Source organism: Synechococcus sp. YX-04-1, from assembly GCF_030546365.1.
Classification (GTDB): domain Bacteria; phylum Cyanobacteriota; class Cyanobacteriia; order PCC-6307; family Cyanobiaceae; genus Parasynechococcus.
In genome coordinates, this window is the sequence record NZ_JAUONZ010000005.1 from 122,650 (window position 1) to 143,467 (window position 20,818).

At 60.6% G+C, this 20,818-nt stretch carries 29 protein-coding genes and 1 pseudogene; 11 read left to right on the forward strand and 19 right to left on the reverse strand.

Translation table 11 applies throughout. From position 1 onward, the window contains the following. The first annotated feature begins 1 nt into the window (after position 1). Together Q3Y53_RS10090 and fba are read left to right on the forward strand one after the other, a co-directional pair. Positions 2-1,084: a Gfo/Idh/MocA family protein gene (locus Q3Y53_RS10090; RefSeq protein ID WP_303535551.1), complete on the forward strand. Its 1,083-nt coding sequence runs from the start codon at positions 2-4 to the stop codon at positions 1,082-1,084. Positions 1,085-1,144: 60 nt separating this feature from the next. Continuing rightward, complete coding sequence (fba, locus tag Q3Y53_RS10095; protein WP_226424301.1) at positions 1,145-2,218, forward strand: class II fructose-bisphosphate aldolase; 1,074 nt, start codon at positions 1,145-1,147, stop codon at positions 2,216-2,218. Between the two features lie 86 nt (positions 2,219-2,304). Here fba and Q3Y53_RS10100 read toward each other — a convergent pair whose 3' ends face one another. The 3 genes from Q3Y53_RS10100 to purS are packed head-to-tail and all read right to left on the reverse strand — an operon-like array spanning position 2,305 to position 4,159. Then, positions 2,305-3,258: an LD-carboxypeptidase gene (locus Q3Y53_RS10100; RefSeq protein ID WP_226424300.1), complete on the reverse strand. Its 954-nt coding sequence runs from the start codon at positions 3,256-3,258 to the stop codon at positions 2,305-2,307. Continuing rightward, positions 3,258-3,908: a phosphoribosylformylglycinamidine synthase subunit PurQ gene (gene purQ, locus Q3Y53_RS10105; RefSeq protein WP_303535554.1), complete on the reverse strand. Its 651-nt coding sequence runs from the start codon at positions 3,906-3,908 to the stop codon at positions 3,258-3,260. The genes Q3Y53_RS10100 and purQ overlap by 1 nt, the downstream gene beginning before the upstream one ends. Continuing rightward, on the reverse strand, positions 3,905-4,159 hold the full coding sequence (purS, locus tag Q3Y53_RS10110; RefSeq protein ID WP_226399180.1) for a phosphoribosylformylglycinamidine synthase subunit PurS: 255 nt from the start codon (positions 4,157-4,159) through the stop codon (positions 3,905-3,907). Before purS ends, purQ begins: the two co-directional genes overlap by 4 nt. Before the next feature lie 70 nt (positions 4,160-4,229). Between purS and Q3Y53_RS10115 the strand changes: the two genes are divergently transcribed. Together Q3Y53_RS10115 and Q3Y53_RS10120 are read left to right on the forward strand one after the other, a co-directional pair. Continuing rightward, positions 4,230-4,619, forward strand: coding sequence for a hypothetical protein (locus Q3Y53_RS10115; protein WP_303535557.1), 390 nt, complete (start codon positions 4,230-4,232; stop codon positions 4,617-4,619). A gap of 38 nt (positions 4,620-4,657) precedes the next feature. Beyond that, positions 4,658-4,972 carry a Tat pathway signal protein gene (locus Q3Y53_RS10120; RefSeq protein ID WP_303535559.1) on the forward strand — a complete coding sequence of 105 codons (315 nt, stop codon included), beginning with the start codon at positions 4,658-4,660 and terminating at the stop codon, positions 4,970-4,972. Here the strand turns inward: Q3Y53_RS10120 and Q3Y53_RS10125 are convergent. The 3 genes from Q3Y53_RS10125 to Q3Y53_RS10135 form a co-directional block, all read right to left on the reverse strand. Continuing rightward, on the reverse strand, positions 4,933-5,958 hold the full coding sequence (locus Q3Y53_RS10125) for a mechanosensitive ion channel family protein (protein WP_303535561.1): 1,026 nt from the start codon (positions 5,956-5,958) through the stop codon (positions 4,933-4,935). The genes Q3Y53_RS10120 and Q3Y53_RS10125 overlap by 40 nt on opposite strands. 63 nt (positions 5,959-6,021) lie before the next feature. Further along, positions 6,022-6,639, reverse strand: coding sequence for a DUF938 domain-containing protein (locus Q3Y53_RS10130; RefSeq protein ID WP_226424295.1), 618 nt, complete (start codon positions 6,637-6,639; stop codon positions 6,022-6,024). A 2-nt stretch (positions 6,640-6,641) separates the two neighbouring features. Continuing rightward, positions 6,642-6,959 (reverse strand): metalloregulator ArsR/SmtB family transcription factor, encoded by a 318-nt coding sequence (locus Q3Y53_RS10135; protein WP_303535564.1) that lies wholly within the window; start codon positions 6,957-6,959, stop codon positions 6,642-6,644. A 60-nt stretch (positions 6,960-7,019) separates the two neighbouring features. Between Q3Y53_RS10135 and Q3Y53_RS10140 the strand changes: the two genes are divergently transcribed. The 3 genes from Q3Y53_RS10140 to Q3Y53_RS10150 all read left to right on the forward strand — a co-directional run bounded on the left by Q3Y53_RS10140 (position 7,020) and on the right by Q3Y53_RS10150 (position 9,635). Continuing rightward, a complete protein-coding gene (locus tag Q3Y53_RS10140; RefSeq protein ID WP_226424293.1) occupies positions 7,020-8,042 on the forward strand; it encodes an ArsJ-associated glyceraldehyde-3-phosphate dehydrogenase in 1,023 nt (340 codons plus the stop codon). After that, positions 8,039-9,292, forward strand: a complete 1,254-nt coding sequence (arsJ, locus tag Q3Y53_RS10145) for an organoarsenical effux MFS transporter ArsJ (RefSeq protein WP_226424292.1) — start codon at positions 8,039-8,041, stop codon at positions 9,290-9,292. Before Q3Y53_RS10140 ends, arsJ begins: the two co-directional genes overlap by 4 nt. A gap of 121 nt (positions 9,293-9,413) precedes the next feature. Then, positions 9,414-9,635: a hypothetical protein gene (locus Q3Y53_RS10150; protein ID WP_041435027.1), complete on the forward strand. Its 222-nt coding sequence runs from the start codon at positions 9,414-9,416 to the stop codon at positions 9,633-9,635. Positions 9,636-9,667: 32 nt separating this feature from the next. On the opposite strand, the pseudogene Q3Y53_RS10155 reads toward Q3Y53_RS10150, so the two are convergent. After that, positions 9,668-9,841 (reverse strand): annotated as a pseudogene (locus tag Q3Y53_RS10155) (efflux RND transporter permease subunit); the annotation flags it as partial. Positions 9,842-9,963: 122 nt separating this feature from the next. On the opposite strand from Q3Y53_RS10155, the gene Q3Y53_RS10160 reads away from it, so the two are divergent. Further along, positions 9,964-10,704: a hypothetical protein gene (locus tag Q3Y53_RS10160; protein ID WP_303535566.1), complete on the forward strand. Its 741-nt coding sequence runs from the start codon at positions 9,964-9,966 to the stop codon at positions 10,702-10,704. A 166-nt stretch (positions 10,705-10,870) separates the two neighbouring features. On the opposite strand, the gene Q3Y53_RS10165 is transcribed toward Q3Y53_RS10160, so the two are convergent. After that, positions 10,871-11,083 carry a hypothetical protein gene (locus tag Q3Y53_RS10165; protein ID WP_226424291.1) on the reverse strand — a complete coding sequence of 71 codons (213 nt, stop codon included), beginning with the start codon at positions 11,081-11,083 and terminating at the stop codon, positions 10,871-10,873. A gap of 171 nt (positions 11,084-11,254) precedes the next feature. Between Q3Y53_RS10165 and Q3Y53_RS10170 the strand changes: the two genes are divergently transcribed. Next, complete coding sequence (locus Q3Y53_RS10170) at positions 11,255-11,566, forward strand: hypothetical protein (protein WP_303535568.1); 312 nt, start codon at positions 11,255-11,257, stop codon at positions 11,564-11,566. 168 nt (positions 11,567-11,734) lie between these two features. On the opposite strand, the gene ppk2 is transcribed toward Q3Y53_RS10170, so the two are convergent. The 3 genes from ppk2 to Q3Y53_RS10185 form a co-directional block, all read right to left on the reverse strand. Beyond that, positions 11,735-12,559: a polyphosphate kinase 2 gene (gene ppk2, locus Q3Y53_RS10175; protein ID WP_303535790.1), complete on the reverse strand. Its 825-nt coding sequence runs from the start codon at positions 12,557-12,559 to the stop codon at positions 11,735-11,737. Between the two features lie 158 nt (positions 12,560-12,717). After that, positions 12,718-14,088: an ATP-binding protein gene (locus Q3Y53_RS10180; RefSeq protein WP_303535570.1), complete on the reverse strand. Its 1,371-nt coding sequence runs from the start codon at positions 14,086-14,088 to the stop codon at positions 12,718-12,720. After that, on the reverse strand, positions 14,045-14,770 hold the full coding sequence (locus Q3Y53_RS10185; RefSeq protein ID WP_226424287.1) for a response regulator: 726 nt from the start codon (positions 14,768-14,770) through the stop codon (positions 14,045-14,047). Before Q3Y53_RS10185 ends, Q3Y53_RS10180 begins: the two co-directional genes overlap by 44 nt. Positions 14,771-14,906: 136 nt before the next feature. Here Q3Y53_RS10185 and Q3Y53_RS10190 point away from each other — a divergent pair, with 136 nt between their 5' ends. Continuing rightward, on the forward strand, positions 14,907-15,371 hold the full coding sequence (locus tag Q3Y53_RS10190; protein WP_226424286.1) for an EF-hand domain-containing protein: 465 nt from the start codon (positions 14,907-14,909) through the stop codon (positions 15,369-15,371). Here Q3Y53_RS10190 and Q3Y53_RS10195 read toward each other — a convergent pair. From Q3Y53_RS10195 to Q3Y53_RS10205, 3 genes are read right to left on the reverse strand one after another with little or no spacing between them, the layout of a single operon-like run. After that, the gene (locus tag Q3Y53_RS10195; RefSeq protein WP_226424285.1) at positions 15,356-15,724 is read right to left on the reverse strand and encodes a hypothetical protein; all 369 of its coding nucleotides are present in this window, start codon (positions 15,722-15,724) and stop codon (positions 15,356-15,358) included. The genes Q3Y53_RS10190 and Q3Y53_RS10195 overlap by 16 nt on opposite strands. A 59-nt stretch (positions 15,725-15,783) precedes the next feature. After that, positions 15,784-16,398, reverse strand: a complete 615-nt coding sequence (locus tag Q3Y53_RS10200) for a DUF4335 domain-containing protein (protein ID WP_303535573.1) — start codon at positions 16,396-16,398, stop codon at positions 15,784-15,786. A 7-nt stretch (positions 16,399-16,405) separates the two neighbouring features. Then, on the reverse strand, positions 16,406-16,954 hold the full coding sequence (locus Q3Y53_RS10205) for a DUF3038 domain-containing protein (RefSeq protein ID WP_303535575.1): 549 nt from the start codon (positions 16,952-16,954) through the stop codon (positions 16,406-16,408). Between Q3Y53_RS10205 and Q3Y53_RS10210 the strand changes: the two genes are divergently transcribed. After that, positions 16,953-17,516, forward strand: coding sequence for an adenine phosphoribosyltransferase (locus tag Q3Y53_RS10210; RefSeq protein ID WP_303535578.1), 564 nt, complete (start codon positions 16,953-16,955; stop codon positions 17,514-17,516). The two genes, Q3Y53_RS10205 and Q3Y53_RS10210, sit on opposite strands and share 2 nt — an antisense overlap. Here the strand turns inward: Q3Y53_RS10210 and Q3Y53_RS10215 are convergent. The 5 genes from Q3Y53_RS10215 to dapB form a co-directional block, all read right to left on the reverse strand. Then, positions 17,507-17,719 carry a DUF2949 domain-containing protein gene (locus Q3Y53_RS10215; RefSeq protein ID WP_115010222.1) on the reverse strand — a complete coding sequence of 71 codons (213 nt, stop codon included), beginning with the start codon at positions 17,717-17,719 and terminating at the stop codon, positions 17,507-17,509. The genes Q3Y53_RS10210 and Q3Y53_RS10215 overlap by 10 nt on opposite strands. Before the next feature lie 20 nt (positions 17,720-17,739). Then, the gene (locus tag Q3Y53_RS10220) at positions 17,740-18,885 is read right to left on the reverse strand and encodes an FAD-dependent monooxygenase (protein ID WP_303535582.1); all 1,146 of its coding nucleotides are present in this window, start codon (positions 18,883-18,885) and stop codon (positions 17,740-17,742) included. A 41-nt stretch (positions 18,886-18,926) separates the two neighbouring features. Further along, the gene (locus Q3Y53_RS10225) at positions 18,927-19,178 is read right to left on the reverse strand and encodes a high light inducible protein (protein WP_186493572.1); all 252 of its coding nucleotides are present in this window, start codon (positions 19,176-19,178) and stop codon (positions 18,927-18,929) included. A gap of 65 nt (positions 19,179-19,243) precedes the next feature. Beyond that, entirely contained in the window at positions 19,244-19,900 is a 657-nt protein-coding gene (locus Q3Y53_RS10230) for a hypothetical protein (RefSeq protein WP_226424279.1), read from the reverse strand. A 10-nt stretch (positions 19,901-19,910) separates the two neighbouring features. Continuing rightward, positions 19,911-20,744: a 4-hydroxy-tetrahydrodipicolinate reductase gene (gene dapB / locus Q3Y53_RS10235; protein WP_303535587.1), complete on the reverse strand. Its 834-nt coding sequence runs from the start codon at positions 20,742-20,744 to the stop codon at positions 19,911-19,913. Positions 20,745-20,818 lie beyond the last annotated feature (74 nt).

Sequence of the window (20,818 nt, forward strand, 5' to 3'; positions counted from 1 at the left end):
GATGTCTCGACAACCCCTTGGTGTTGCCGTTGCCGGTCTCGGCTTTGGAGAGAAGGTGCACCTGCCGGCCCTTGCTGCCGCGCCCGATCTTGAGGCGATTGCCCTTTGGCACCCCCGCCAGGAGCGCTTGGATGCCGTTACGGCTGCCCATGGCTTGAGGGGATTCAGCGATTGGGACGATCTGCTGGGCGATCCCGCGGTGGACGCGGTGGTCATCGCCACCCCCCCGGCACCTCGCTTTGACCTGGCCCGCCGGGCTCTGGAGGCGGGCAAGCACCTGCTGCTGGAGAAGCCCATTGCTTTGCATGCCGATCAGGCCCGGGAGCTGCAGCGGCTGGCCCTGGCACGGGGACTCTCGGTGGCTGTGGATTACGAATACAGGGCTGTTCCCCTGTTCATGCAGGCCAAACGCCTCCTGCAGGCTGGTGCTGTCGGAACGCCCTGGCTGGTGAAGCTCGACTGGCTGATGGGCAGCCGTGCCGATCCCCAGCGCGGCTGGAACTGGTATGCCCAGGCGGATCAGGGCGGCGGCGTGATCGGAGCCCTCGGAACCCATGCCCTTGACATGCTGGCCTGGCTGATCGGTCCCCTGGGGGCCATCCAGGCTCGAAACAGTGTTTCGATCAAGCAACGCCCCCACCCCGATGGTGGCCTGGCCGCCGTGGATGCCCCCGATGTGTCGCTGCTGCAGACCGTTGCCCATTGGCAGGGAATGCAAGAGCTGCCTGTGCCGGCTCAGGTCAGCCTCAGTTCCGTGTCGCGTAACGGTCGCGGTTTCTGTCTGGATGTGGTCGGTTCCGCGGGATCGCTGCTGCTCAGCAGCACCAACCAGAAGGACTACGTCCATGGCTTTGAGCTGCAGCACGCTCCGATCGGTGAGCCCTTCCGCGCGGTGGAGCCCGATACCGACCTCGCCTTCCCGGAAACCTGGTCGGATGGCCGCATCGCCCCTGTGGCCCGGGTGCTGGGCTGGTGGGCCGAGAGCATTCGCAGTGGGCAACCGATGCTGCCTGGACTGGCCGAGGGCGTGGCGAGTCGTGTGGCCTGCGATCAGGCTGCCCTCGGCACATTGGATTTTGCGTAACACGCGGTAAAATTGCCGGCGATTCGTCTTTGACGACCCCAACCCTCCGAGGATTTATCCATGGCGCTCGTTCCGCTTCGGCTCCTGCTCGACCACGCCGCTGAGAACGGCTACGGCATTCCTGCGTTCAACGTGAACAATCTGGAGCAGGTCCAGGCCATCATGGAAGCGGCTGACGAGACCGACAGCCCTGTGATCCTCCAGGCCTCCCGCGGTGCCCGCAGCTACGCCGGCGAGATCTTCCTGCGTCACCTGATCCTGGCCGCGACCGAGACCTATCCCCACATCCCCGTGGTGATGCACCAGGACCACGGCAACGCCCCTGACACCTGCTACTCCGCTGCCATCAACGGTTTCACCTCCGTGATGATGGACGGTTCCCTGGAAGCCGACGCCAAGACTCCCGCCAGCTACGACTACAACGTCAACGTCACCAAGCAGGTTGTGGACTTCGCCCACTCCGTGGGTGTGAGCGTTGAGGGTGAGCTGGGTTGCCTGGGCTCCCTGGAAACCGGCAAGGGTGAAGCCGAAGACGGCCACGGCTTTGAGGGCGAGCTGTCCAAGGACATGCTGCTCACCGATCCCGCTGAGGCTGCCGACTTCGTTGCCAAGACCAAGTGCGACGCCCTGGCCATCGCCATCGGCACCAGCCACGGCGCTTACAAGTTCACCCGCAAGCCCACAGGTGAAGTGCTGGCCATCAGCCGCATCGCTGAGATCCACAAAGCCATCCCCAACACCCACCTGGTGATGCATGGCTCCTCCTCCGTTCCCCAGGAATGGCTGGAGATGATCAACAAGCACGGTGGTGCCATCCCCGAGACCTACGGCGTTCCCGTCGAAGAAATCCAGGAAGGCATCCGCAATGGTGTGCGCAAGGTGAACATCGACACCGACAACCGTCTGGCCTTCACCGCTGCTGTGCGCGAAGCCGCCATGGCCGATCCTTCTAACTTCGACCCCCGCCACTTCAACAAGCCGGCTCGGAAGTACATGAAGCAGGTCTGCCTGGATCGTTACCAGCAGTTCTGGGCTGCCGGCAACGCCAGCAAGATCCAGCAGCAGAGCATCACCTACTACGCCGGCCTCTACTCCAAGGGCGCTCTCGATCCCAAGGCTGCCGTCGCTGCCTGATCATCACGATCAAACGATCAATCACTGGGGGCCGAAAGGCCCCTTTTTTGTTGCGCTGCACCATCGTGAGCGGCGTCAGTCTTTGATCAGGCCATCAGGCTGAGACGGCCGTGGTTGCCATCCAGTTGCGCTTGCGCTCCCAGGGGCAAGGCCTGGTTGGGCCGTCCATGGCCCAGTGGCAGATTCAGCACCAGTGGAATACCGAGATCGCCAAGTCGTTCTTCAAGGATCTCGTCCATCGTGAAGTCACCCGGAAGGATGTCGTCTTCAGCCCAGCTGAAGCGACCGCAGGCCACCCCTGCCAAGTGCTGCAACAGGCCTGCGCTGCGCCACTGGGTCAGCATCCGATCGACCCGGTAAGGCGCTTCGCCCACGTCTTCCAGCACGAGGATGGCCCCCTTCAGGGAGGGAAGCCAGGGCGTTCCGATCAGGTGGGTCGCCACGGTGAGGTTGGTTACCACCAAAGGTCCGCGAGCGATCCCCCGGCGTCGTGACTCGCCCAGCAGGGGCGCCACCGGACGTCCGCAGAGCAAATCAACCGTGCGTTGCCACTGCGCCTCAGTGCCGCCGCTGGATCCATGGATGGCCCCCGGCAGCCCAGCGGCCCACTGGGCCAGCAGCAGGGAGCTGGTGTCGGAGAACCCCAGGCTCCATTTGGGACGAGGAGGAAAGCGAAACCCAGCTTCGAGCACACGGGCGGCCCCCCAGCCACCGCCAAGGGTCACCACGGCATCCACCGTTGGATCGTTCCAGGCTGATTTCAGCTCCTGAACCCGTTCCTGGTCAGTTCCTGAGAAATAGCGCCATTGACGGGTGACAGCTGCGGGAATCTCCAGATGCCACTGCTGTTGATCACAGCGTTCCCGCAAGGCCTGCAGATCGGTGTCCGGATCCATCCAGGTGCCGGGGTTCACGGCGCGGATGCGTGATCCAGGTTTCAGGGGTTTCAGCCTGCGCTGGGCAGCCATGCCCCTGGGGGAGAGCAGGGCCGTGACAACGGTGGATGCCCCTGAAAGCAGCAGCGTCCGTCGGGTTGGCATCAGCCCAGCAGGGCTTCCAGCATCCGGCGGCCGTCGGTGCCTCCCGTGGCTGGATCACAGGCTCGCTCCGGGTGGGGCATCAGGCCAAGAACACTTCCGCTGGCATTGGTGATGCCTGCGATGTCGGATACCGACCCATTCGGGTTGTTGCCGTAGCTGAGGGCAATGGCGTCTTCATCCTGAAGCTGCTTCAGCGTGTCATCGCTGCATTGGTAACGGCCTTCACCGTGGGCGATCGGCAGGGTCAGGGCCCCTTCGTTGTAACCCTGCGTCCAGGCCGTGCGTTGGCTCACCACCTTGAGGGGCGCATCTTCACAGATGAAGTGCAGATCCCGGTTCCGGGTGAGTGCACCGGGGAGGAGCCCCAGTTCTGTGAGCACCTGAAATCCGTTGCAGATGCCGAGCACTCGTCCGCCCTTGGCTGCAAAGTCGATCAAGGACTGCAGGGCTGGCGCGAAGCGGGCGATGGCACCGCAACGCAGGTAGTCGCCGTAGCTGAAACCGCCCGGCAGAACGATGGCGTCGAAGCTGCTGAGGTCGGTCTCCTCATGCCAGACCCGGCGTGTGCTTATCCCAAGGCAACCCTCGGTTGCCCATTGCACATCCCGATCGCAGTTCGAGCCGGGAAAAACGATGACCCCGATGCTCATGACTGCTCCAGCTCCAGGGTCCAGTCTTCGATCACCGGGTTGGCCAGCAAGCGATCACTGAGCAGTTCCAACCTGCGGCGGGCTTCGGCTTCATCAGGAGCCTCCAGCTCCATTTCCACGGCTTTGCCGATGCGCAGCTTGCTAAGGCCTTCCACCCCAAGCCGTTCAGCGGCACCACGCGCGGCTTCTCCGGCTGGATCGAGCACAGAGGGGCGCAAACGCACAAGGACGCGGGCTTGAAAACGCGGCACGATCAGCAACTGCTCTGATCAAATCCTGACAGACACCAAACCCTGAAGAGATCCGGTGCGCCTCAACGGCATGACCATCGCCGGGCTCCATGGTGAAAAGGAGGCCTTTCTCCAGCGTGTTGCCGAGTCGTTGTCTGTGTTTCGCATTCAGCTCTGGACCGCTGCTCTGCTGCTGATTGGCAGCTCAGTAGGTGGAACCTCGGTAGAAGCGGCCTCAATGCGTTGCCGGATCGATCAGCAGGCCTGGAGTCCCTGTCGGATGGTCGCCTCCAGCCCTGGAGAGCGCTGGGTGTTGACCTGGAATCAGCAGCGCGTCGAATTTGTCCATGACGGCAGCGGTCAGATGATGATGCGGCTTGGTCAGGCTGAGGACTGGCTTGAAGTGCAGCCCTTCTGGACGGTGGATCACAGCCTCTGCTGGGGTTCTGTGTGTGCCACGGGCGTCATCCCGCTGGAGTGAAACCGGGGTGATAAATCTGAAGTGAGGGCAGATTCCCCATGACAGTTTTTTCTCTCACTTGTTCCAGCTGCGGAACACCCGTTGAGATACCTGGGCGTTACGGCTTCAAGTTGAAAAGTGCCGGCATCACCAACACGGTGTGCACCCGATGCCGGCAGGGGACATTTCTGGCGTCACGACGCGACAACATCTCGGGCCAGATCGCCGTTGGACCCAGTCCGGATCAGCGCCGCTTGATTCCCCTAGCTGCTGCTGTGGCGGCCTTGGCCCTGCTGATCGGTGGCATCGTCTGGCGTTCTGCTGTGCCGACGGCTCAGGAGGCTTTGCCAGTGAGTGAATCTCCCTCCAGGTAGAGCGTCCTGCTTGGGAAGGCAAAGTCGATGCCTTCTTGGGCGAAGGCCTCCATGATGCCGAGGTTGATCGCTTGCTGTTCGTTCAGAGCGACGGTGAAATCGCGGGTGTCGATGTAATAAACCAGTTCAAAATTCAAGCTTGAATCAGCGAATTCGGTGAAGTGGCAGCGGTTGAAGGTGCTGTGCTCCTGAGCATCGATGATGGCTTGAACCATCGTCGGGATCGACTGCATCTGCTCGACGGATGTGCTGTAGGTGACGCCAATGGAATAGATCATCCGGCGTTGCGCCATTTCGGCGAAGTTGAGGATGGTGGAGCCGGTAAGGGTCGAGTTGCTCATCACCACTTGTTCGCCGCGCAGGCTGCGCAGATGGGTGGAGCGAACACCAATGCGTTCCACCGTTGCTGAGGTGGATCCCACCGTGATGAATTGCCCAACGGTGAAAGGCTTGTCCAGAAGAATCATCAGGTAGGCGAACAATTCCTGGGCCGGTTCTTTAAGGGCCAAGCCGATGCCGATTCCGCCGGCACTGAGCAAACCCCAGATCACCGTCATCTTCACGCCCAAGCTCTGCAGCAGCACCAAAGTGCCGATGGCCCACACCACGGTTCTCAGCAGTGGGAGCAGGCTTTGGAGGAGTTGTTGAAGATCATCCGCGCCTGCGCGTCGCACCAATCCGAAAAGAAATCGCGATCCAATCCGGTTAACCAACCGAATCAGAATGATCGTGCCAACAATGCGCAGCGATGTGTCGTAGGCCCTTTCAATGTTGTTGGGCAAGCCCAAATCATCCTGCGCGAGGATCAGGGTGACCACCAAACCGAAAGGCACCACCGAGGCGGCGAAGGTCTTGAGCACAACGTCGTCGAAGTCTGATGTGGTCCGCTTCGTAAACCGAGGAAAAACCGTCCTACACAGGAAGGCCAGGGTCAGGGTGATGGCTGAACCGATCAGCAGCGTTGTTAAAAAACCAGTCAGATCCATCGCGCACACAGGAGATGTCCGTGATTGTCGACGGCCGTGCTGAAGCTGGCAACAAGATCGGGCTCAAGCGCGCTGAAAAATGAGACTCAGATTGTTGGCGGGCATGGAGAGCACGTTTTCAGTTTTGAAGCCTGCTTTGGCGGCGATGGCTGTCACTTGATTCAGCTCCCTCAACCCCCACTGATGGTTGCGTTCCCTCAGGGATTGGTCGAAGGCGGCATTGCTTGCACTCGTGTGAGCACCATTGCGCATGAACGGGCCGTAAATGATCAAGGGGGCTCCGCTGGGCAGCAACAGGGCGGATTCCTCGAGCACGGCATCCGTGCAGCTGGCTGGACTGATGTGCAGCAGGTTGATACAAACCACAGCGTTCAGTGCCCCTCGGACGGTCTGGGGAAGGGGCCAGGGGCGTTTCTCAACATCGATGTTGAGGGCTGCTGGCATCACCTGGCTCAGACCCTGGTGCTGGATCCAGGCGTTGATGCTGGCGCGATGGTCTCGATCCGGATCGCTGGCCTGCCAGCGCAGATTGGGGAAGCGCTGCTGAAAACAGACGGCGTGCTCACCACTGCCGCTGGCCAGTTCCAGCACGGCCCCTGAGGCAGGCAACAGCTGGTGCAGCAGATCTCCGATGGGGCCGCGATTGCGTTCCGTGGCTGGGAAAAAAAGCCGTTGGTCCATCGTTAACTCGGGCAGGGGGCGGCGCTTTGGCTGCAGTTGCGGCGCAGTTCAGCCAGCCAGGCTTCCAGTGCTGCCAGGGCATCCGGTTGCAGGCGGTAGTAGATCCAGCGGCCGCTTTGTCGGTCTGTCAGCAGCCCCGCCTCTCGAAGCACCCTGAGATGAAACGAGAGCTTTGACTGGGAGAGGTTGAGAACACCGGTGAGGTCGCAGACGCATCGTTCGCCTTGCGCCAGTGCATGGATCACGTCGAGGCGGATCGGGTCGGCCAGTGCTTTGAGCAGCTGTCTCGACTGCTCAACATTGAGGGTGTTCTGGATCACAAGAGCAGTGTCCCCCGCTCTGTTTGGATCAACATAATTTGATTGATCAAAGAGGCTGGCATGCGGATTGGTATCAATGGCTTTGGGCGGATTGGTCGCCTGGTGTTCCGGGCCCTCTGGGGCCGGCCTGGCATCGAATTGGTGCACGTCAATGATCCCGCTGGCGATGCAGCAACGGCGGCCCACCTGCTGGAGTTCGATTCTGTTCATGGTCGCTGGGATCGAGGCATCACCAGCAGCCCTGATGGATTCAGTGTGGAGGGATCCGCACTCACCTGGTCCAGCGAAAAAGACCCCACCGCCGTTCCCTGGATCGATCGGGGTGTGGAGATGGTGCTCGAGGCCAGCGGCAAGATCAAAACGCCGGAGACCCTCAACCCCTATTTCGAGCAGGTTGGTTTGAAGCGTGTGGTGGTGGCCTGTCCCGTGAAGGGTGTCGTCGCCGGTGAGGAAGCACTCAACATCGTCTACGGCATCAATCATCACCTTTATGAACCGGCGCGGCACAAGTTGGTGACGGCTGCCTCCTGCACAACCAATTGCCTGGCTCCGGTGGTGAAGGTGGTTCACGAGAGCTTCGGCATCGAGCACGGCCTGATCACCACCATTCACGACATCACCAACACCCAGGTGCCGATCGATTCCTTCAAAAGCGATCTGCGTAGGGCGCGCTCCGGGCTCACCTCATTGATCCCCACCACCACCGGCTCTGCCAAGGCGATTGCAATGATCTTTCCCGAGCTGAAGGGCAAGCTCAATGGTCATGCTGTTCGCGTGCCTCTGCTGAATGGATCGCTCACCGATGCGGTGTTCGAGCTCAAGCAGAGCGTCACGGTGGAGCAGGTGAATGCTGCCTTCAAAGCCGCTGCTGAAGGGCCGCTGCAGGGAATCCTGGGTTACGAGGAACGCCCTTTGGTGTCCTGCGACTACACCAACGACAACCGCAGCTCGATTGTCGATGCCCTTTCGACGATGGTGGTGGATGGCAACCAGCTGAAGGTGTTTGCCTGGTACGACAACGAATGGGGTTACAGCTGCCGCATGGCCGACCTCACCTGTCACGTGGTTGGGCTGGACGCATGAAGCTTTCCCCCCTGCAGCAGTACGGCATCGTCACCGCCAATTACTGGGCCTTCACGCTCACCGATGGGGCCCTGCGGATGTTGGTGGTGTTCCATTTTCATCAGCTCGGCTACACCACCCTCGAGATCGCGTTCCTGTTCCTCTTTTATGAGTTTTTCGGGGTGCTCACCAACCTCTATGGCGGTTGGATCGGTGCCCGCTATGGGCTTCGGCTCACCCTCTGGGTGGGCACGCTGCTGCAGATTTTTGCGCTGCTGATGCTGATGCCCGTCGCCGCCAGCTGGCCGAAACTGTTGAGCGTGATCTACGTGATGGTCGCTCAGGCCATCAGCGGCATCGCCAAAGACCTCAACAAGATGAGCGCCAAGAGTGCCATCAAGACGGTGGTACCGGAAACTCCGAATGATCAGCAGCAGGGGCAACAGCAGCTTTTCAAGTGGGTGGCGATCCTCACGGGGTCCAAGAACGCCCTCAAGGGTGTCGGCTTCTTCCTCGGTGGGGTGCTGCTGACTGCCTTTGGCTTCAATGCCGCTGTGGGCTGGATGGCGGCAGGCCTCGCCTTCGCCTTCCTACTCACGCTGGTGCTGCCCGGGGAGATCGGAAAGATGAAGTCCAAGCCGGCCTTCTCTTCCCTGTTCTCCAAATCCCAGGGCATCAACGTGCTGTCTCTGGCGCGCTTCTTCTTGTTTGGTGCCCGGGATGTCTGGTTCGTGGTGGCCTTGCCGGTGTTTCTCGAGACCTCCCTGGGCTGGAGTTTCTGGGAGATCGGTGGCTTCCTCGGTCTCTGGGTGATTGGCTACGGCATCGTCCAGGGATCAGCGCCTGGCCTGAGACGGCTCTGGGGGCAGACCACATCCCCGGGGGTGTCTGCTGTGCAGTTCTGGAGTGCGTTGTTGACGGCGATACCGGCCCTGATTGCTGTGGCGCTGTGGCGCCAGGTTGATGTGGCGGTTGCTATCACCGCAGGCCTTGCCGCCTTCGGGGTGGTGTTCGCGATGAATTCGTCGATCCACTCCTACATGGTGCTGGCGTACACCGATGCGGAGAGCGTCAGCCTCAATGTGGGCTTCTATTACATGGCCAATGCTGCCGGGCGACTCGTGGGCACGTTGCTCTCGGGAGCGGTGTTCATGCTTGGCAGAACCGAAGCCGCAGGCATGCAGGCTTGTCTCTGGGCTTCATCCTTGCTGGTGCTGTTGTCGTGGCTCAGCAGCCTCAGGCTGCCAGCGGTGCGAAACGCCGCGGGATGAATGAGCGTTAAGCCAGTTGGGATCAAACCCTGAATTTCTGCTGAATATCGCTGTATTGGTAGGGATTCAGACACCCGCAAGCAGCGATTTTCTGCTGAATAGAGGTATTCGCTTCTGATTTATGCGTGATGAGCCTGGCAGCCCCGATTGTCGTTTGGTCATCGATGCCAAGCGATCCTTAGAGGATGTGCTGCGTTTGATCGCTGATCTGCCGCATACCGATCACATGCGCCGGCAGCTGCTGTCGGTCTACAACCAGTTGGAGGGCATGCACGACTTGAAACGCAGTGGTGGTGCCAACGTGTCGTTTCGTTCGGCCGATTGGAGTTCCTCGGCGAAGTGATGCTTCGGCCGCGGCATCAATGACGAATCAGGTCAGTTGATCGGTTTAAACAGAGGCTGTTCGAAGTTTTTCACCAGCACGTACACCGGGGGAACGACCCCAAGCGACAGCACAGTGGCCACCACCAGGCCTCCGAAGATCACGGTGCCAAGCGACTGCTGGCTGTGGGCGCCGGCGCCATTGGCCACCACCACGATCAGGATGCCGGTTGTGGATGTCGGTGTTCTGATGCGAATCGCGAACGCTTGGGCCCGCTGATCTGCCCCAGTCAGACCACATGACGTTTCCGCTGAACCTCATCAGAATTTGATCATCTGATTGGCCGTAAATGATCTGGCTGGTTCCATCACTGTGTGTCCTGGCGATTAGCGGTTGTCATTGGTTGGCAGGCTGGCTCGCATCATTTCCAGAGCAGCAGCAGCACCGTTTGGCTTCCATTGGAGGAGGCGCCAGCTTGGCTTACGTGTTCCTTCATTTGCTGCCGGAGTTGGCGGCTGGGGGATCTGAACTCTCGGAAGCCCAGGGTTTGATGAGTCACGTGCCGACAGCTGTGGTGGAGTCCTGGCTGTTTCTGGCCGCGTTTGGGGGTGTGCTGGCGGTCTTCAGCCTGAATGTGCTGACGAAGCAAAAAGAGGTCGCACCGGCCTATGCGGCTTGGCTTGATCTTTTTAACTACGCGTCTCTCAATTACATCTACGCCTATTCCCTGCCGACACTGTTCAAATCAGAAGGAGTGGGTTATGTCGTTTTGTTCACGGTTGCCATCAGTACTCACGTGTTGTTGATGGACCGTCATGCCGCGATGCACCACCCACCGCGGTTCCGTCGTCGTGCCAGTTTGCTTGGCAGTGCTGTGCTCGTTCTGGGTCTTCTTCATGCCTCGGTCTTTGGTGTGGTCAATGAGTTCACGTTGGCAACGGCTTCGGCCTTCTTAGGTGGAGGCCTTTTGATGGGGGTGTTTCGCGAAGAATTGCCCGATCCCCGGCAGGCTCGATTGCCCTGGCTGCTGGCGGGCTGTGGCGGGATGGGAGCGCTGTTGCTGCTTCAACTCCTGCTCCATGGTCATTGACTGGCGGCACCGATAAGGTCAGGTGTCGCCTTCTCGCTGTCTTGAGAGATGTTTGAAAACGACCGACGTCCCGCTTGGCTGAACTGGGTGTTCCTTGGGATGTTCCTCTGGTCGTCTTGGCAGCTCTTTGGTTTTTGGTCCCAGCAGCTCAGTGGCTGAGGGGCTCTTAGACCAGGGCGCCGGTCAAGCGCAGCGTTCCCCACAGGTCGAAGACGCAGAAAATCAGTCCGATCACGATGATGTCCCAGGCTTTGTGGCGCAGAGCCCAAGGGGCAAGGAACAACTCCGCAATCCCATGGAGTGCCGTCCCAATGGTGATGTGCTCCAGCACCAGCAGGCCATGGGCCACCAGGAACAGTGCGCTGGCGATACACCGCATTAGGACTTGCCAGGAAGCGAGCAAAACCTGGGGGACTTGATGGTTGGTCACCTTAAAGCGTGCTGCTGTCTGGGCTCAAGCCCGCTGCACATGACACTCGATGTGGTGAGGGGATTCCTTGCAATGTGAGTTAAAAGATCCAATCGCTAAGTTGAAGTTCTCGTCCCTTCGATGTCCCTGATGCGCCTTCAAGAATGGATTAGTGGGCAACTCCAAAAGCGCAAAGAGTTGCTTTACAACCTTGGAGCGATTTCATCCTATGCCTCGATGCTGACCTTCTTTTGGCATGGCATCAGCATGTTGGTTGCCAAAGAGCATCCCAAGCACACTTTAGTTGTGTATGCCGCTTTGACATTTTTTACGATCGTGGTGATGGCTCCCTACAAGTGGGACAAAAAGTGGATGAGGATTAAAACATCGGTCGGAATGTTGGTGTTTGGCTTGTCGCTGCTCGTCTATTTGTTTTGCTGGTTTGTGTATTGAGTTGGATGAAACGGATTTCGATGGCTTTGGCTTAGGCGAAACTCATCAGTCTGTCTGAGGGCAGCAGATCGATGGGTTGGTTGGAATCTCTAAAACGATCTTTGCGAGTGGAGCTTGGTTTTATTGACGTGCTTCTTGGCCTGCTCCCATTCCATTGAGCTCCTCTGTTTAGTTCTTGTATGGATAGTTGTTGGGAACAAAGAATTGTTCGTTGAAGGGAGGTCGTTTGTAGCTGCCTTGCTTTGGACGCTTCGGCATCTTGATGGGCGGAGGTGTCATGTCTTCATAGGGCACCTTGCTGAGGATGTGGCGCAGGCAATTCAAGCGGGCGCGGCGCTTGTCATTGGCCTCCACGGTGAACCATGGGGCTTCCGGAATATGCGTCTTGGAAAACATGATGTCCTTCGCTTTCGAGTACTCCACCCAGCGATTGCGTGATTCGATGTCCATCGGACTCATCTTCCAGCGACGCTCTTCGTTATCAATGCGTTCCTGAAAGCGTTTCTCCTGTTCGTCATCGTTGATGGAGAACCAGTATTTGAGTAGCAGGATTCCGTCCTGCACCAGCATTTGCTCAAACTGTGGGCACGACACATAAAACTGCTCCACTTGTTCGCGTGTCGCGAAGCCCATCACCCTCTCCACGCCGGCCCGGTTGTACCAGCTCCGGTCGAAGATAACGATTTCTCCGGCACTGGGGAAATGCTCCACATAGCGCTGGAAATACCATTGGCTTTTTTGATGCTCTGAAGGTGTGCCTAGGGCCACCACCCGGCATCCCCTGGGGTTCAAGGGCTCCGTCAGCCGTTTGATCGATCCTCCCTTGCCTGCGGCGTCCCGCCCTTCAAACAGGATGATCATGCGAAAGCCGGTGGCTTTCACCCAGTACTGCATCTTCACCAGTTCCGTCTGGAGTTTGGCCAGCTCTTTTTCGTAGACCTTTTTGTTCAGCGGTTTGTGCTTGTTTGAACAACCCTCCTGCAGCTCCACCATGATTTCCTGCGGCTGGTCGACATCGCCATCGCTGTAGTGATCGATGGCATCCAGGACGGCTGTCATGTCAGGGTCGCTGGGCTGGCTCATGCTTCAGGTGGATCGCCAGTTCAGTTCTGCCAGCAATGCAATCTTCCGGGATGATCCAGTCCGGTTTTTTACGGAATGTCTGGCATTTTCGTCTCCTTCACCGGCAGGGTGATGATCACGGCAAACCGGCCTGGATCGCCATTGCCCTGCCGAATACTCAGTCGTCCAGCGTGGGTGCGGACCACATGGTTCACGATGGCCAGCCCGAGGCCGCAATGGCCTTGACTCCCTCGCGCTGAATCCAGGCGTTGAAAGGGTTGCAGGGCTCGTTCCCAGGCATTGGCGGGCATTCCCTGCCCCTGGTCCCACACTTCAATGGCAACCTCCGCTCCCCGCCTGCGCAGCCGAACGACAACCGGTGCGGTGCCATGGCTGAAAGCGTTGTCGATCAGGTTGCTCACGGCGCGGCCCAGGGCGACCGGCCGAATCGGCAAGCTGATCGGACTGAGCTCGAGCTGAATCTGGTCCCTCGGTTGGCCCGCCACGGTTTCAGCAAGCCACTGATCCAGTGGACATTCAACGCTTTCCTCCCGTTCACCGCCTCCGGCGTACAGCAGAAACTGACCTGTAATGCGCTCTAGGGCCTCCAGATCGCTGTGGCAACGCGTCCGCTCCTCGGAATTGAGCTCCGGCATCGACAACCGAAACTGCAGCCGCGTGAGAGGTGCACGTAGATCGTGGGCGATGCCGGCCAGCATCGTGGCGCGCTCTTTTTCCCCTTCAGCCAGGCGGTGCACCATTGCGTTGAAGCGTCGGGAGATCCGCCGTACTTCAGCGGATCCTTGTTCGGGGACAGGTTCGCGGTTGATGTCTTCTCCCACTCGAGAAACAGCGTCCTCAAGCTTTCGAAGAGGACGGGCAACATCGAGGAGCAGATAGAGCACCCCGGTCATCACCGTCGCGCCCACCAGGGCCAGCAGCAGCAGTGTTGGTGGAGGCGGCCAGGCGCGCGACATGGGCAGGGGTGTGCGCAGCCAGACTGGTTCCAGCGGAGAGAACAGTTCAATCCATGCCTCCGGCGTGCCAGCCCTGCTCGGGGCAGGCCGGAGCTCACGGCAGTGCGTGAGGCGAGAGCAGAGCACCTGCCGCAGCTCTTGGCGCCGCTGGGCCGCAGCTTGGCTTTCTCGATCCGGCGCCGCTGGTTGTGCGCTCACCACGAGTTCCAGGCCCGTGAGTTCGCTGATCAGTGAAGGGGGGTAACGCTCCAGGGTTAGTTCGGTGAGGCGGATGTTCAACGCCAGGTCCCGCCCCAATTGCAGCGTCTGAATCCGTTCCAGTTGCCTGCCGAACAGCACCTGCAGCAGCAGCAGAGCCAGCATCCAACAGGCCATGAGGGCTGTCCCCCATGCGCCGAAGCGAGCAAGTCCGCGTGTCAGTCCCCGTTGGCGAGGCATCTCAGCGGGATCTCGGCGTGCCGTCCGGCACAAAGACGTAGCCATACCCCCAAACCGTCTGCACGTAGCGGGGGCGGGTTGGATCCGGTTCCACCAGCTTGCGCACCCGCGACACCTGAACATCCATGCTGCGGCTGTCGGTGTCGCTGCCGGGACCTCGGGCGAGTTCGATCAGACGTTCCCGCGAGAGGGGGCGATGGGGATGGCTCACAAAGGCGGCCAGAAGGCTGAACTCACCGCTGGTGATCACAACCGGCTCGTTGTTCTGCAGCAAGGTGCGGGCGGAGAGATCCAGTTGGTTGTCGCCAAAGCGGATGCATTCCCCACCTTCCACCGGTGTTCCCGCTGGCATCGCATTGCGCCGCCGGAGCACGGCTTCAATTCGAGCCGTGAGTTCTCTGGGCAAGAACGGTTTGGCCAGGTAGTCATCGGCCCCCTGTTCAAGGCCAATAATCCGATCCACACCGTCCGCGCGGGCGGTGAGCATCAACACGGGGAGATCATCTCCGGCATCCCGCAGCCTTCTCAGAGCCGTCAGCCCATCATCACCAGGCAGCATCAGGTCAAGGACCACCAGATCCGGGCGTTGGCACTCCAGACGTGCCTCGAATTGCTTCACATCGCAGAGGCTGCGCACGTCATAGCCCTGGTCGATCAGGTAGGTGCCGACCATCTTTCTCAGTTCCGGGTCGTCGTCCACCACCCAGATCATGGTGTCCTTGGCCATGGCCATCAGCGGATGGGCTGATGGTATGCAGTGGCCTGGCGTCTGTCCCTCCCCGGTAGGACCCAGTCACAGCTCAGCAGCCGGCGGTCATGCATCAGTCATCGTCAGAGCTGCTCATGCTCCATAGGCTGGTGACATGACTGCGCCAAAAGCCATCCGTGTGCTCGGCCCGTTGGCATTGGCACTGAGTCCTATGGCGTTGCAGGCCGCCCCGGGCGACAAGACCATGCGCGTCTACAGCACCAGGATGGAAACCCTGTTCATCCGCTTGGACGTCAACAGAGACGGTCGATTGGATGCCTCGGAAGTGCAGGGTCGACGTGCCTTGAGCCGTGTGCTCAAACGCCAGAACAATCGCTCATATCTCCTCTTGAAGGACCTACGTCTTCAGGATTCATCGCCCACTGGCCCTCGCCTGAAGCGCCATTTCCGCCAGGCCGACCGCGACCGGAATCTTCGCTTGGATTCAGAGGAAGCCCAGCGCATCCCCTGGATCAGTCGCAACTTCAATGTTTTGGATGGTGATCGGGATGGAACCGTGACGCTGGAGGAGTTGTGGAATCATCAGCGCTCTCTGGCTCCGCCTCAGCGCCGGCCTTGAGCGGGGGGCGAGATCACCAGGCGGATCATGCGAATCAACCTCCAGAGCGCACCAAGTAAGAGAATGCCGGCCAGGAGCACGATGCCAGCGATCAGCACGATGGCTGCGAGCCCAAGCATGGCTTCCAGCAGTTGCTGAACACCGCCAATCAGATCATCGATGGCCTTGCTCAGCAGCAGCATGATGTCGACCTGCTGGGGCAACTGATGAAGAAGCACAGCGATCCCGGCTGCCGCAGCCAGCATCAGAACGACGACCGTGAACTGACGCAAGACGGCGCCGTAGGGAAAGCGACGACGGGGGCGGAAGACCCGTCGTTGATCGAGTTTGCTGCTACGGCGTGCCTTCCTCATGGCATGGTGCTGATCAGTGAGCCGTTAATGCGGCGATTCTGAAGCGTGTTTCCTGCACGTCAACGTTCGGACTGCGTTTCAGGCTTGTCCACGGGGGCGGGCGCCGGCGATGACTCCTTGGTCTCCTGAGGCAGAGGAACAAGCCATGCTGTGGCGATGGTGCACGCCAGAGCGACCCCAGCCAGAAGGGGTGGTCCAAGGCGTTTCTGTAGAGGAACGCGATCGACGATCTCCTGACGCTTCAAGGGGCGGTCCTCGGGGAACGTCCAGGTCAGCTTGACCCGGCTGTCCAGCCGCAAGCGATCGAGGCATCGCACCAGATCGGCCAGTTCGGCGTCATCGAGCTTGAGCTGCAGCGGCTCAACGCCCTCTCTGCTGCTGCGAAGTTCCAGCCGATGGTTGGCCTGATCCGGCGCGATGCTCACAAAACCGCTCTCCTGGCCAAAACGGCGCTGCACACCGGACAAACGATGTCTGGCGTAGGGCATCACGGCTCCCATCAGAGCCTCGAGATGATCCCGTGTGCCTTCCAGTTCCGGTGCTCCGACCAACTGCAGCCGCCAAGACGACAGGATGCCGATCGCCTCATTGGAATGGTCGGCGGAGAGGTCGGGAAAGCCTTCCACCACCAGCCGTGCTGCGGTCTGTTCGTATTGGTACGTCGTTTTCAACATGGTCGGCCTAGGGCGTGGGGTCGAGCAGGGTGGCGCGGAGTCGATCGATTCCTCCTGGGCCTGCGCAGAACGCCAGGGTGCTGATCAGTTCGCGGTGCAGAGGGGCCGCCGGCTCCATCGTGAGAAGGCGAACAACCGCTTCCCGGCGTTGATTCATCCGCTCTTCGATGAGGTCGCGCAGGCGCTCGTGGAACAACTGCCAACGCTGTTGGGTGAGCTGTTCCGGCTCGCGGCTCGAGAGGAGTTGGTGGAGCATTGGATAGAGCCGATCTGCCATGGCACACACCAGGCAAATCAGGGATTCAGCGTCCACTGGGTCGAGCTGGTCCCGCCGGGTGGTGCGCCGAAGGGGGTTATGACAGCGCCGCTTCCAGAGTTCAACCCGGTTAGGGAATTGCGCTTGAAGGCCCATCTGCTGGCTGGTCCAGACCATCGCCTCCCCACCATTGAGATCAAGAGCCTCAATGGTCAGAAGCAATAGGTCGAGGCGCTCGACGCCCCGCCGGCTGAGACGCGCGCCGTCGCTGGGTGCGCTTGGGGCTGGAGCTTCAGTCATGGCTGCGATGATGCCAGGGGCACCGCCATTGCGTCACCTGGATTTGGATCTTCAGTCGCACATTCGTTCAATTCCAGACTTTCCCAAGCCTGGAATTCTGTTTCGAGACATCAACCCGCTCCTGCGGTCGCCCGAAGCAATGGCCGAGGTGATCCGCCAGCTGGGCCGGTTCTGCGACCAGGTGAAGCCTGACCTGATCGTGGGGATCGAATCCCGGGGGTTCATCTTTGGGGCTCCGTTGGCCAGCGACCGACGGCTTGGCTTCGTGCCTGTGCGGAAGCCTGGAAAGCTGCCCGGTGAGGTGGTCGGTCTCGACTACGCCCTGGAGTACGGCACCGATCGGCTCGAGATTCAAGCCGATGCCTTTGAGAATTCACCCCGTGTCCTGGTGGTGGACGATTTGCTGGCCACCGGTGGAACAGCAGCAGCGACTGGACAACTAGTGGAGCAGGCCGGTGGTTGCTTGGTGGGTTTTGCCTTTGTGATCGAGCTGGAGGGGCTGGGAGGCCGTCAGGCGTTACCTGCGGGTCAACCCGTGGAAGCGTTGTTGCGCTACGGCTGACTGTTCTGCCAGTCGAAGACGTCTTCCAACTGCTGCAAACTCAACAACCCGAAGCTCCACAGCACAATCGGGAGGGGGGCTTGTTCCAGCTCCGCCTGGCGTTGCCCTAGCTCCAGGGCGCTTGGACTCAACCCCAATCGGCGTTGAAGGAATTGCAGCAAGGCGTCTGTTGCTGGGGGTTGCCGCTGGCTGGACATCACCATGGTTGCGACCCGCGCTTGGCTCAGTTTGGCAAGGCCCGCCAGAGCTGCATGGGGCCGTCACTCATGGCCCGCAAGCTGAGTTGGCGCAGCACAGAGAACTGTTTCAGCAGCAGCAGGGCCAAGTGCCGCAGGGGAAGCAACAGCGGTTGGCGGTTGGAGAACACCCGCACCAGAAGATCCGTCGCCACACCTACCTGGAGCACATCCAGCCAGCGGCTCATCCCGTAGCGCCGAGCAATTGTTGCGGCGCTGCCGCCCTGCTCCACGGCGCGCAGCAAGCCTTCCACATCACGCCAGCAGAGATTGAGCCCCTGGCCTCCCACGGGATGGCAGCGGTGGCCCGCTTCGCCAATCAGCACGCCCCGTCCGCGATGCATGCGGCGAGCCAGCAGCCATTGTTGTGGGAAGGCTCGGGGTTGATCCAGAAGGAAATCCGGTTCAATACCCTCCGGCAGAACAGCGGCCAACTGATCGAGAAACGCACTGCGCTGCAGCGTGCTGCGCTGCTGGCAACGCTGCCAGGGTGCACTCCACACCACCTGGAACGTGCCCTGCCCCAAGGGCAGAACAGCAAGAGGGCCTTCCGGGCGAAACAACTCGCAGGCCCTGTCGTGGGGGAGTCCCCGCAGGGCAACTTTGGCGGTGAGGCACCCCTGGCGATAGCGGATGCCCCAGTGACGGATGCCCCAGGCCTCTCGCGTGGGGGAGCGCGGTCCATCAGCCGCCACGATCAGGGCATCAGCGCTTGGATCAGGGCATGGTTCGTCCAGGTACATGGCAACGTTGTCATTGGCCTCAAGCCGTGCCAGCAGCAGCTTCATCAACGGCCGGTGATCGAGGATCCAGCCAATGCCGTCATGGTTCTGATTGGCTGATGCCAGATCGTTCTGGCCGAAGAGAACGCGGGCGTTGGTGGCCCCATCTCGCAAATCGAGGTCACGGAAAGGCACCAAGGCATCGCGTAGGTCGTGCCAGAGCCCCAGATTCGTCAACAACCGACGACTGGAGTGGGTGATGGCGTAGGCCCGGCTTCTGGATTGCAGTTCCGATGCCGTCAGCGGGTCAAACAGGACCACGCGCTGACCACGGAGGCCGAGGGCAAGAGCTGTAAGGGCGCCGGTAGGACCAGCGCCCAACACATGAATCTCTGGAAGGGAAGGGGCCATTCAGGGAGTCTGGCCAGCCATCCCAATCCAGCGCGAGGCAATCAGCCCAAGCCGAGCAGTCCGTGAACGAAGGATTCGCCGCCCAGGGCCAACTCGGTGGCGAGCAGAGCGATGAAGCCGAGCATGGCCATGCGGCCGTTCAGTTTTTCGGCGCGGTCGTGGAAACCCCAACCCTGCGTCGCTTCAACCACTTCCATGCGGGGTTCGGTGGCAAAGGCGTTGAGGCGGCCGCCGTCTTCCATGGTGACTTGTGCACCGCGCACGACAGGAGTGGAAGGTGAGGACTGAGACATGGAAGCCACCGGTTGAATTACTAAGAAGTGTAAACCAGGTTTAAGAAATGTTCAGCAGTGGCTGTTCAGCGCCGGCTGTTCAGGCGCAGTTGGCAGAGCTCCTCAAAGGCTGGGCGGAGCAGGAATGGGTATTCGCCAACCCACATCCGCATGCCCGGCAGCCAAGCATCGCTGAGGGCGCCGATCTTTGAGAAATCCTTGCGCTCACTCAGCACCAGGCAGCGGATCAGGCTGCCGCGGCGGATCGACTGGTGTTTTTTCTCCATCGGAAATGCCACTCGGCCGAGATAACCCTCCTCGTCTTCGAGTTCGAGCAGCATCCATGTGCGTCGGTTCTCCACGAGTTCCAGCCGGCCGCGGCTGTCGGCCTGCTCGTGGCGGTTTTCCACCCGCTCTCTCGTGATCACGTCTGCCACCTCGCCCTCGAACAGGGCTGCCGAGGGATATCGCCGAAGGGTGGCGTTGCGCTGGCCGGCCTGAACGATTGGGCCCCAAAGCACATACAGGAAGAACACGACGCTGATCACCAGCCAGACGGGGCCCCAGCGGCTGCCGAGCTGCGCTTGGTTGTAGATCAGGAATGTGATGACTCCACCGATGGCGGCGATCATCAGGCGCTGCAGCACCTCCTGGGGGTTGCCGAGGGAGAAGCGGAACTGGTTGCCCGTGGCAACGGCAGGGATCAGCCGTTGAAGTTCACCGGGGCGAAGGGGAATGAGCATGGTGTCGCCTTCAGATCAGGCGCTCAAGGCCATACACAAGGCTGCCGAGGTTGCCCACCTTGCGCACCGTGAGCAGCACGCCTGGCATGTAGGCGGAACGATCAATCGTGTCGTGACGCAGGGTGTAGGTCTCCCCCGGGGCACCGAACATCACTTCCTGGTGAGCCACCAGGCCCGGCAGCCGTACGGAGTGCAGCCGCAGGCCACTGTCCCGCTGTCCACCGCGGCAACCCGCCAGGGATTCGTGCTCGTCCACTTCCTCGGGATTGAAGCTTTTCCCCAGCTCCTCCATCAGCTCCGCGGTTTTGATGCAGGTACCGCTGGGGGCGTCGGCCTTGCGGTTGTGGTGCAACTCCGTCAGTTCCGCGTGGTCGTAGAACCGTGCCGCTGCGGCTGCCGCTTGCTGCAACAGCACCATGCCCACTGAAAAATTGGGAATCACGGCCCCACCCACGGACGCTTTGGCCGAAAACTCGGTGAGGTCGTTGAGTTGTTCAGGGGAGAGCCCTGTGGTTCCGATCACGGGATGAACGCCGTAGGCGATCGCCGCTCGGGTGTGCTCGTACACAACGGAAGGGTGGGTGAAGTCCACCAGCACGGCGCCGCTGCCGCTGTCTCGCACCGATTGGCTCACAGCGCAGAGACAGCCTTCAAAATCAGCCGTCACGGCCACCTCAAGCTCGCCCAGGCCCAGCTCCAGACCCACGTCTGCCCCCTCTTTGCCGGGTGTGTTGTCGATGGCGCCAACCAGGCTGCAGTCCTGGGCTCCCACCACAGCCTTAATCACCTCGGCACCCATTCGCCCCAGGGCACCGGCGACAACGACGGGAATCGGAGCGGTCATGAAAGCGCAGCAGACGCTTCAAAGCCTATGGGTCGGCTCGTGTAACGGCCGATCAGAAATCCTCGCGTCCTTAG

Excerpts from the sequence above, each read along its gene's own strand:
- fba (WP_226424301.1), top strand. The coding sequence starts at position 1,145 with ATGGCGCTCGTTCCGCTTCGGCTCCTGCTCGACCACGCCGCTGAGAAC.
- Q3Y53_RS10190 (WP_226424286.1), top strand. The coding sequence starts at position 14,907 with ATGACTGCGCCAAAAGCCATCCGTGTGCTCGGCCCGTTGGCATTGGCA.
- Q3Y53_RS10130 (WP_226424295.1), bottom strand. The coding sequence starts at position 6,639 with ATGGACCAACGGCTTTTTTTCCCAGCCACGGAACGCAATCGCGGCCCC.
- Q3Y53_RS10220 (WP_303535582.1), bottom strand. The coding sequence starts at position 18,885 with ATGGCCCCTTCCCTTCCAGAGATTCATGTGTTGGGCGCTGGTCCTACC.
- Q3Y53_RS10140 (WP_226424293.1), top strand. The coding sequence starts at position 7,020 with ATGCGGATTGGTATCAATGGCTTTGGGCGGATTGGTCGCCTGGTGTTC.
- arsJ (WP_226424292.1), top strand. The coding sequence starts at position 8,039 with ATGAAGCTTTCCCCCCTGCAGCAGTACGGCATCGTCACCGCCAATTAC.
- Q3Y53_RS10170 (WP_303535568.1), top strand. The coding sequence starts at position 11,255 with ATGTCCCTGATGCGCCTTCAAGAATGGATTAGTGGGCAACTCCAAAAG.
- Q3Y53_RS10195 (WP_226424285.1), bottom strand. The coding sequence starts at position 15,724 with ATGAGGAAGGCACGCCGTAGCAGCAAACTCGATCAACGACGGGTCTTC.
- purQ (WP_303535554.1), bottom strand. The coding sequence starts at position 3,908 with ATGAGCATCGGGGTCATCGTTTTTCCCGGCTCGAACTGCGATCGGGAT.
- Q3Y53_RS10215 (WP_115010222.1), bottom strand. The coding sequence starts at position 17,719 with ATGGTGATGTCCAGCCAGCGGCAACCCCCAGCAACAGACGCCTTGCTG.
- Q3Y53_RS10150 (WP_041435027.1), top strand. The coding sequence starts at position 9,414 with ATGCGTGATGAGCCTGGCAGCCCCGATTGTCGTTTGGTCATCGATGCC.
- Q3Y53_RS10205 (WP_303535575.1), bottom strand. The coding sequence starts at position 16,954 with ATGACTGAAGCTCCAGCCCCAAGCGCACCCAGCGACGGCGCGCGTCTC.
- Q3Y53_RS10225 (WP_186493572.1), bottom strand. The coding sequence starts at position 19,178 with ATGTCTCAGTCCTCACCTTCCACTCCTGTCGTGCGCGGTGCACAAGTC.
- Q3Y53_RS10210 (WP_303535578.1), top strand. The coding sequence starts at position 16,953 with ATGGCTGCGATGATGCCAGGGGCACCGCCATTGCGTCACCTGGATTTG.
- Q3Y53_RS10185 (WP_226424287.1), bottom strand. The coding sequence starts at position 14,770 with ATGGCCAAGGACACCATGATCTGGGTGGTGGACGACGACCCGGAACTG.
- Q3Y53_RS10180 (WP_303535570.1), bottom strand. The coding sequence starts at position 14,088 with ATGGCTACGTCTTTGTGCCGGACGGCACGCCGAGATCCCGCTGAGATG.
- Q3Y53_RS10100 (WP_226424300.1), bottom strand. The coding sequence starts at position 3,258 with ATGCCAACCCGACGGACGCTGCTGCTTTCAGGGGCATCCACCGTTGTC.
- Q3Y53_RS10165 (WP_226424291.1), bottom strand. The coding sequence starts at position 11,083 with ATGCGGTGTATCGCCAGCGCACTGTTCCTGGTGGCCCATGGCCTGCTG.
- ppk2 (WP_303535790.1), bottom strand. The coding sequence starts at position 12,559 with ATGGTGGAGCTGCAGGAGGGTTGTTCAAACAAGCACAAACCGCTGAAC.
- Q3Y53_RS10230 (WP_226424279.1), bottom strand. The coding sequence starts at position 19,900 with ATGCTCATTCCCCTTCGCCCCGGTGAACTTCAACGGCTGATCCCTGCC.
- Q3Y53_RS10090 (WP_303535551.1), top strand. The coding sequence starts at position 2 with ATGTCTCGACAACCCCTTGGTGTTGCCGTTGCCGGTCTCGGCTTTGGA.
- Q3Y53_RS10160 (WP_303535566.1), top strand. The coding sequence starts at position 9,964 with ATGATCTGGCTGGTTCCATCACTGTGTGTCCTGGCGATTAGCGGTTGT.
- Q3Y53_RS10115 (WP_303535557.1), top strand. The coding sequence starts at position 4,230 with ATGACCATCGCCGGGCTCCATGGTGAAAAGGAGGCCTTTCTCCAGCGT.
- Q3Y53_RS10200 (WP_303535573.1), bottom strand. The coding sequence starts at position 16,398 with ATGTTGAAAACGACGTACCAATACGAACAGACCGCAGCACGGCTGGTG.
- dapB (WP_303535587.1), bottom strand. The coding sequence starts at position 20,744 with ATGACCGCTCCGATTCCCGTCGTTGTCGCCGGTGCCCTGGGGCGAATG.
- Q3Y53_RS10125 (WP_303535561.1), bottom strand. The coding sequence starts at position 5,958 with ATGGATCTGACTGGTTTTTTAACAACGCTGCTGATCGGTTCAGCCATC.
- Q3Y53_RS10120 (WP_303535559.1), top strand. The coding sequence starts at position 4,658 with ATGACAGTTTTTTCTCTCACTTGTTCCAGCTGCGGAACACCCGTTGAG.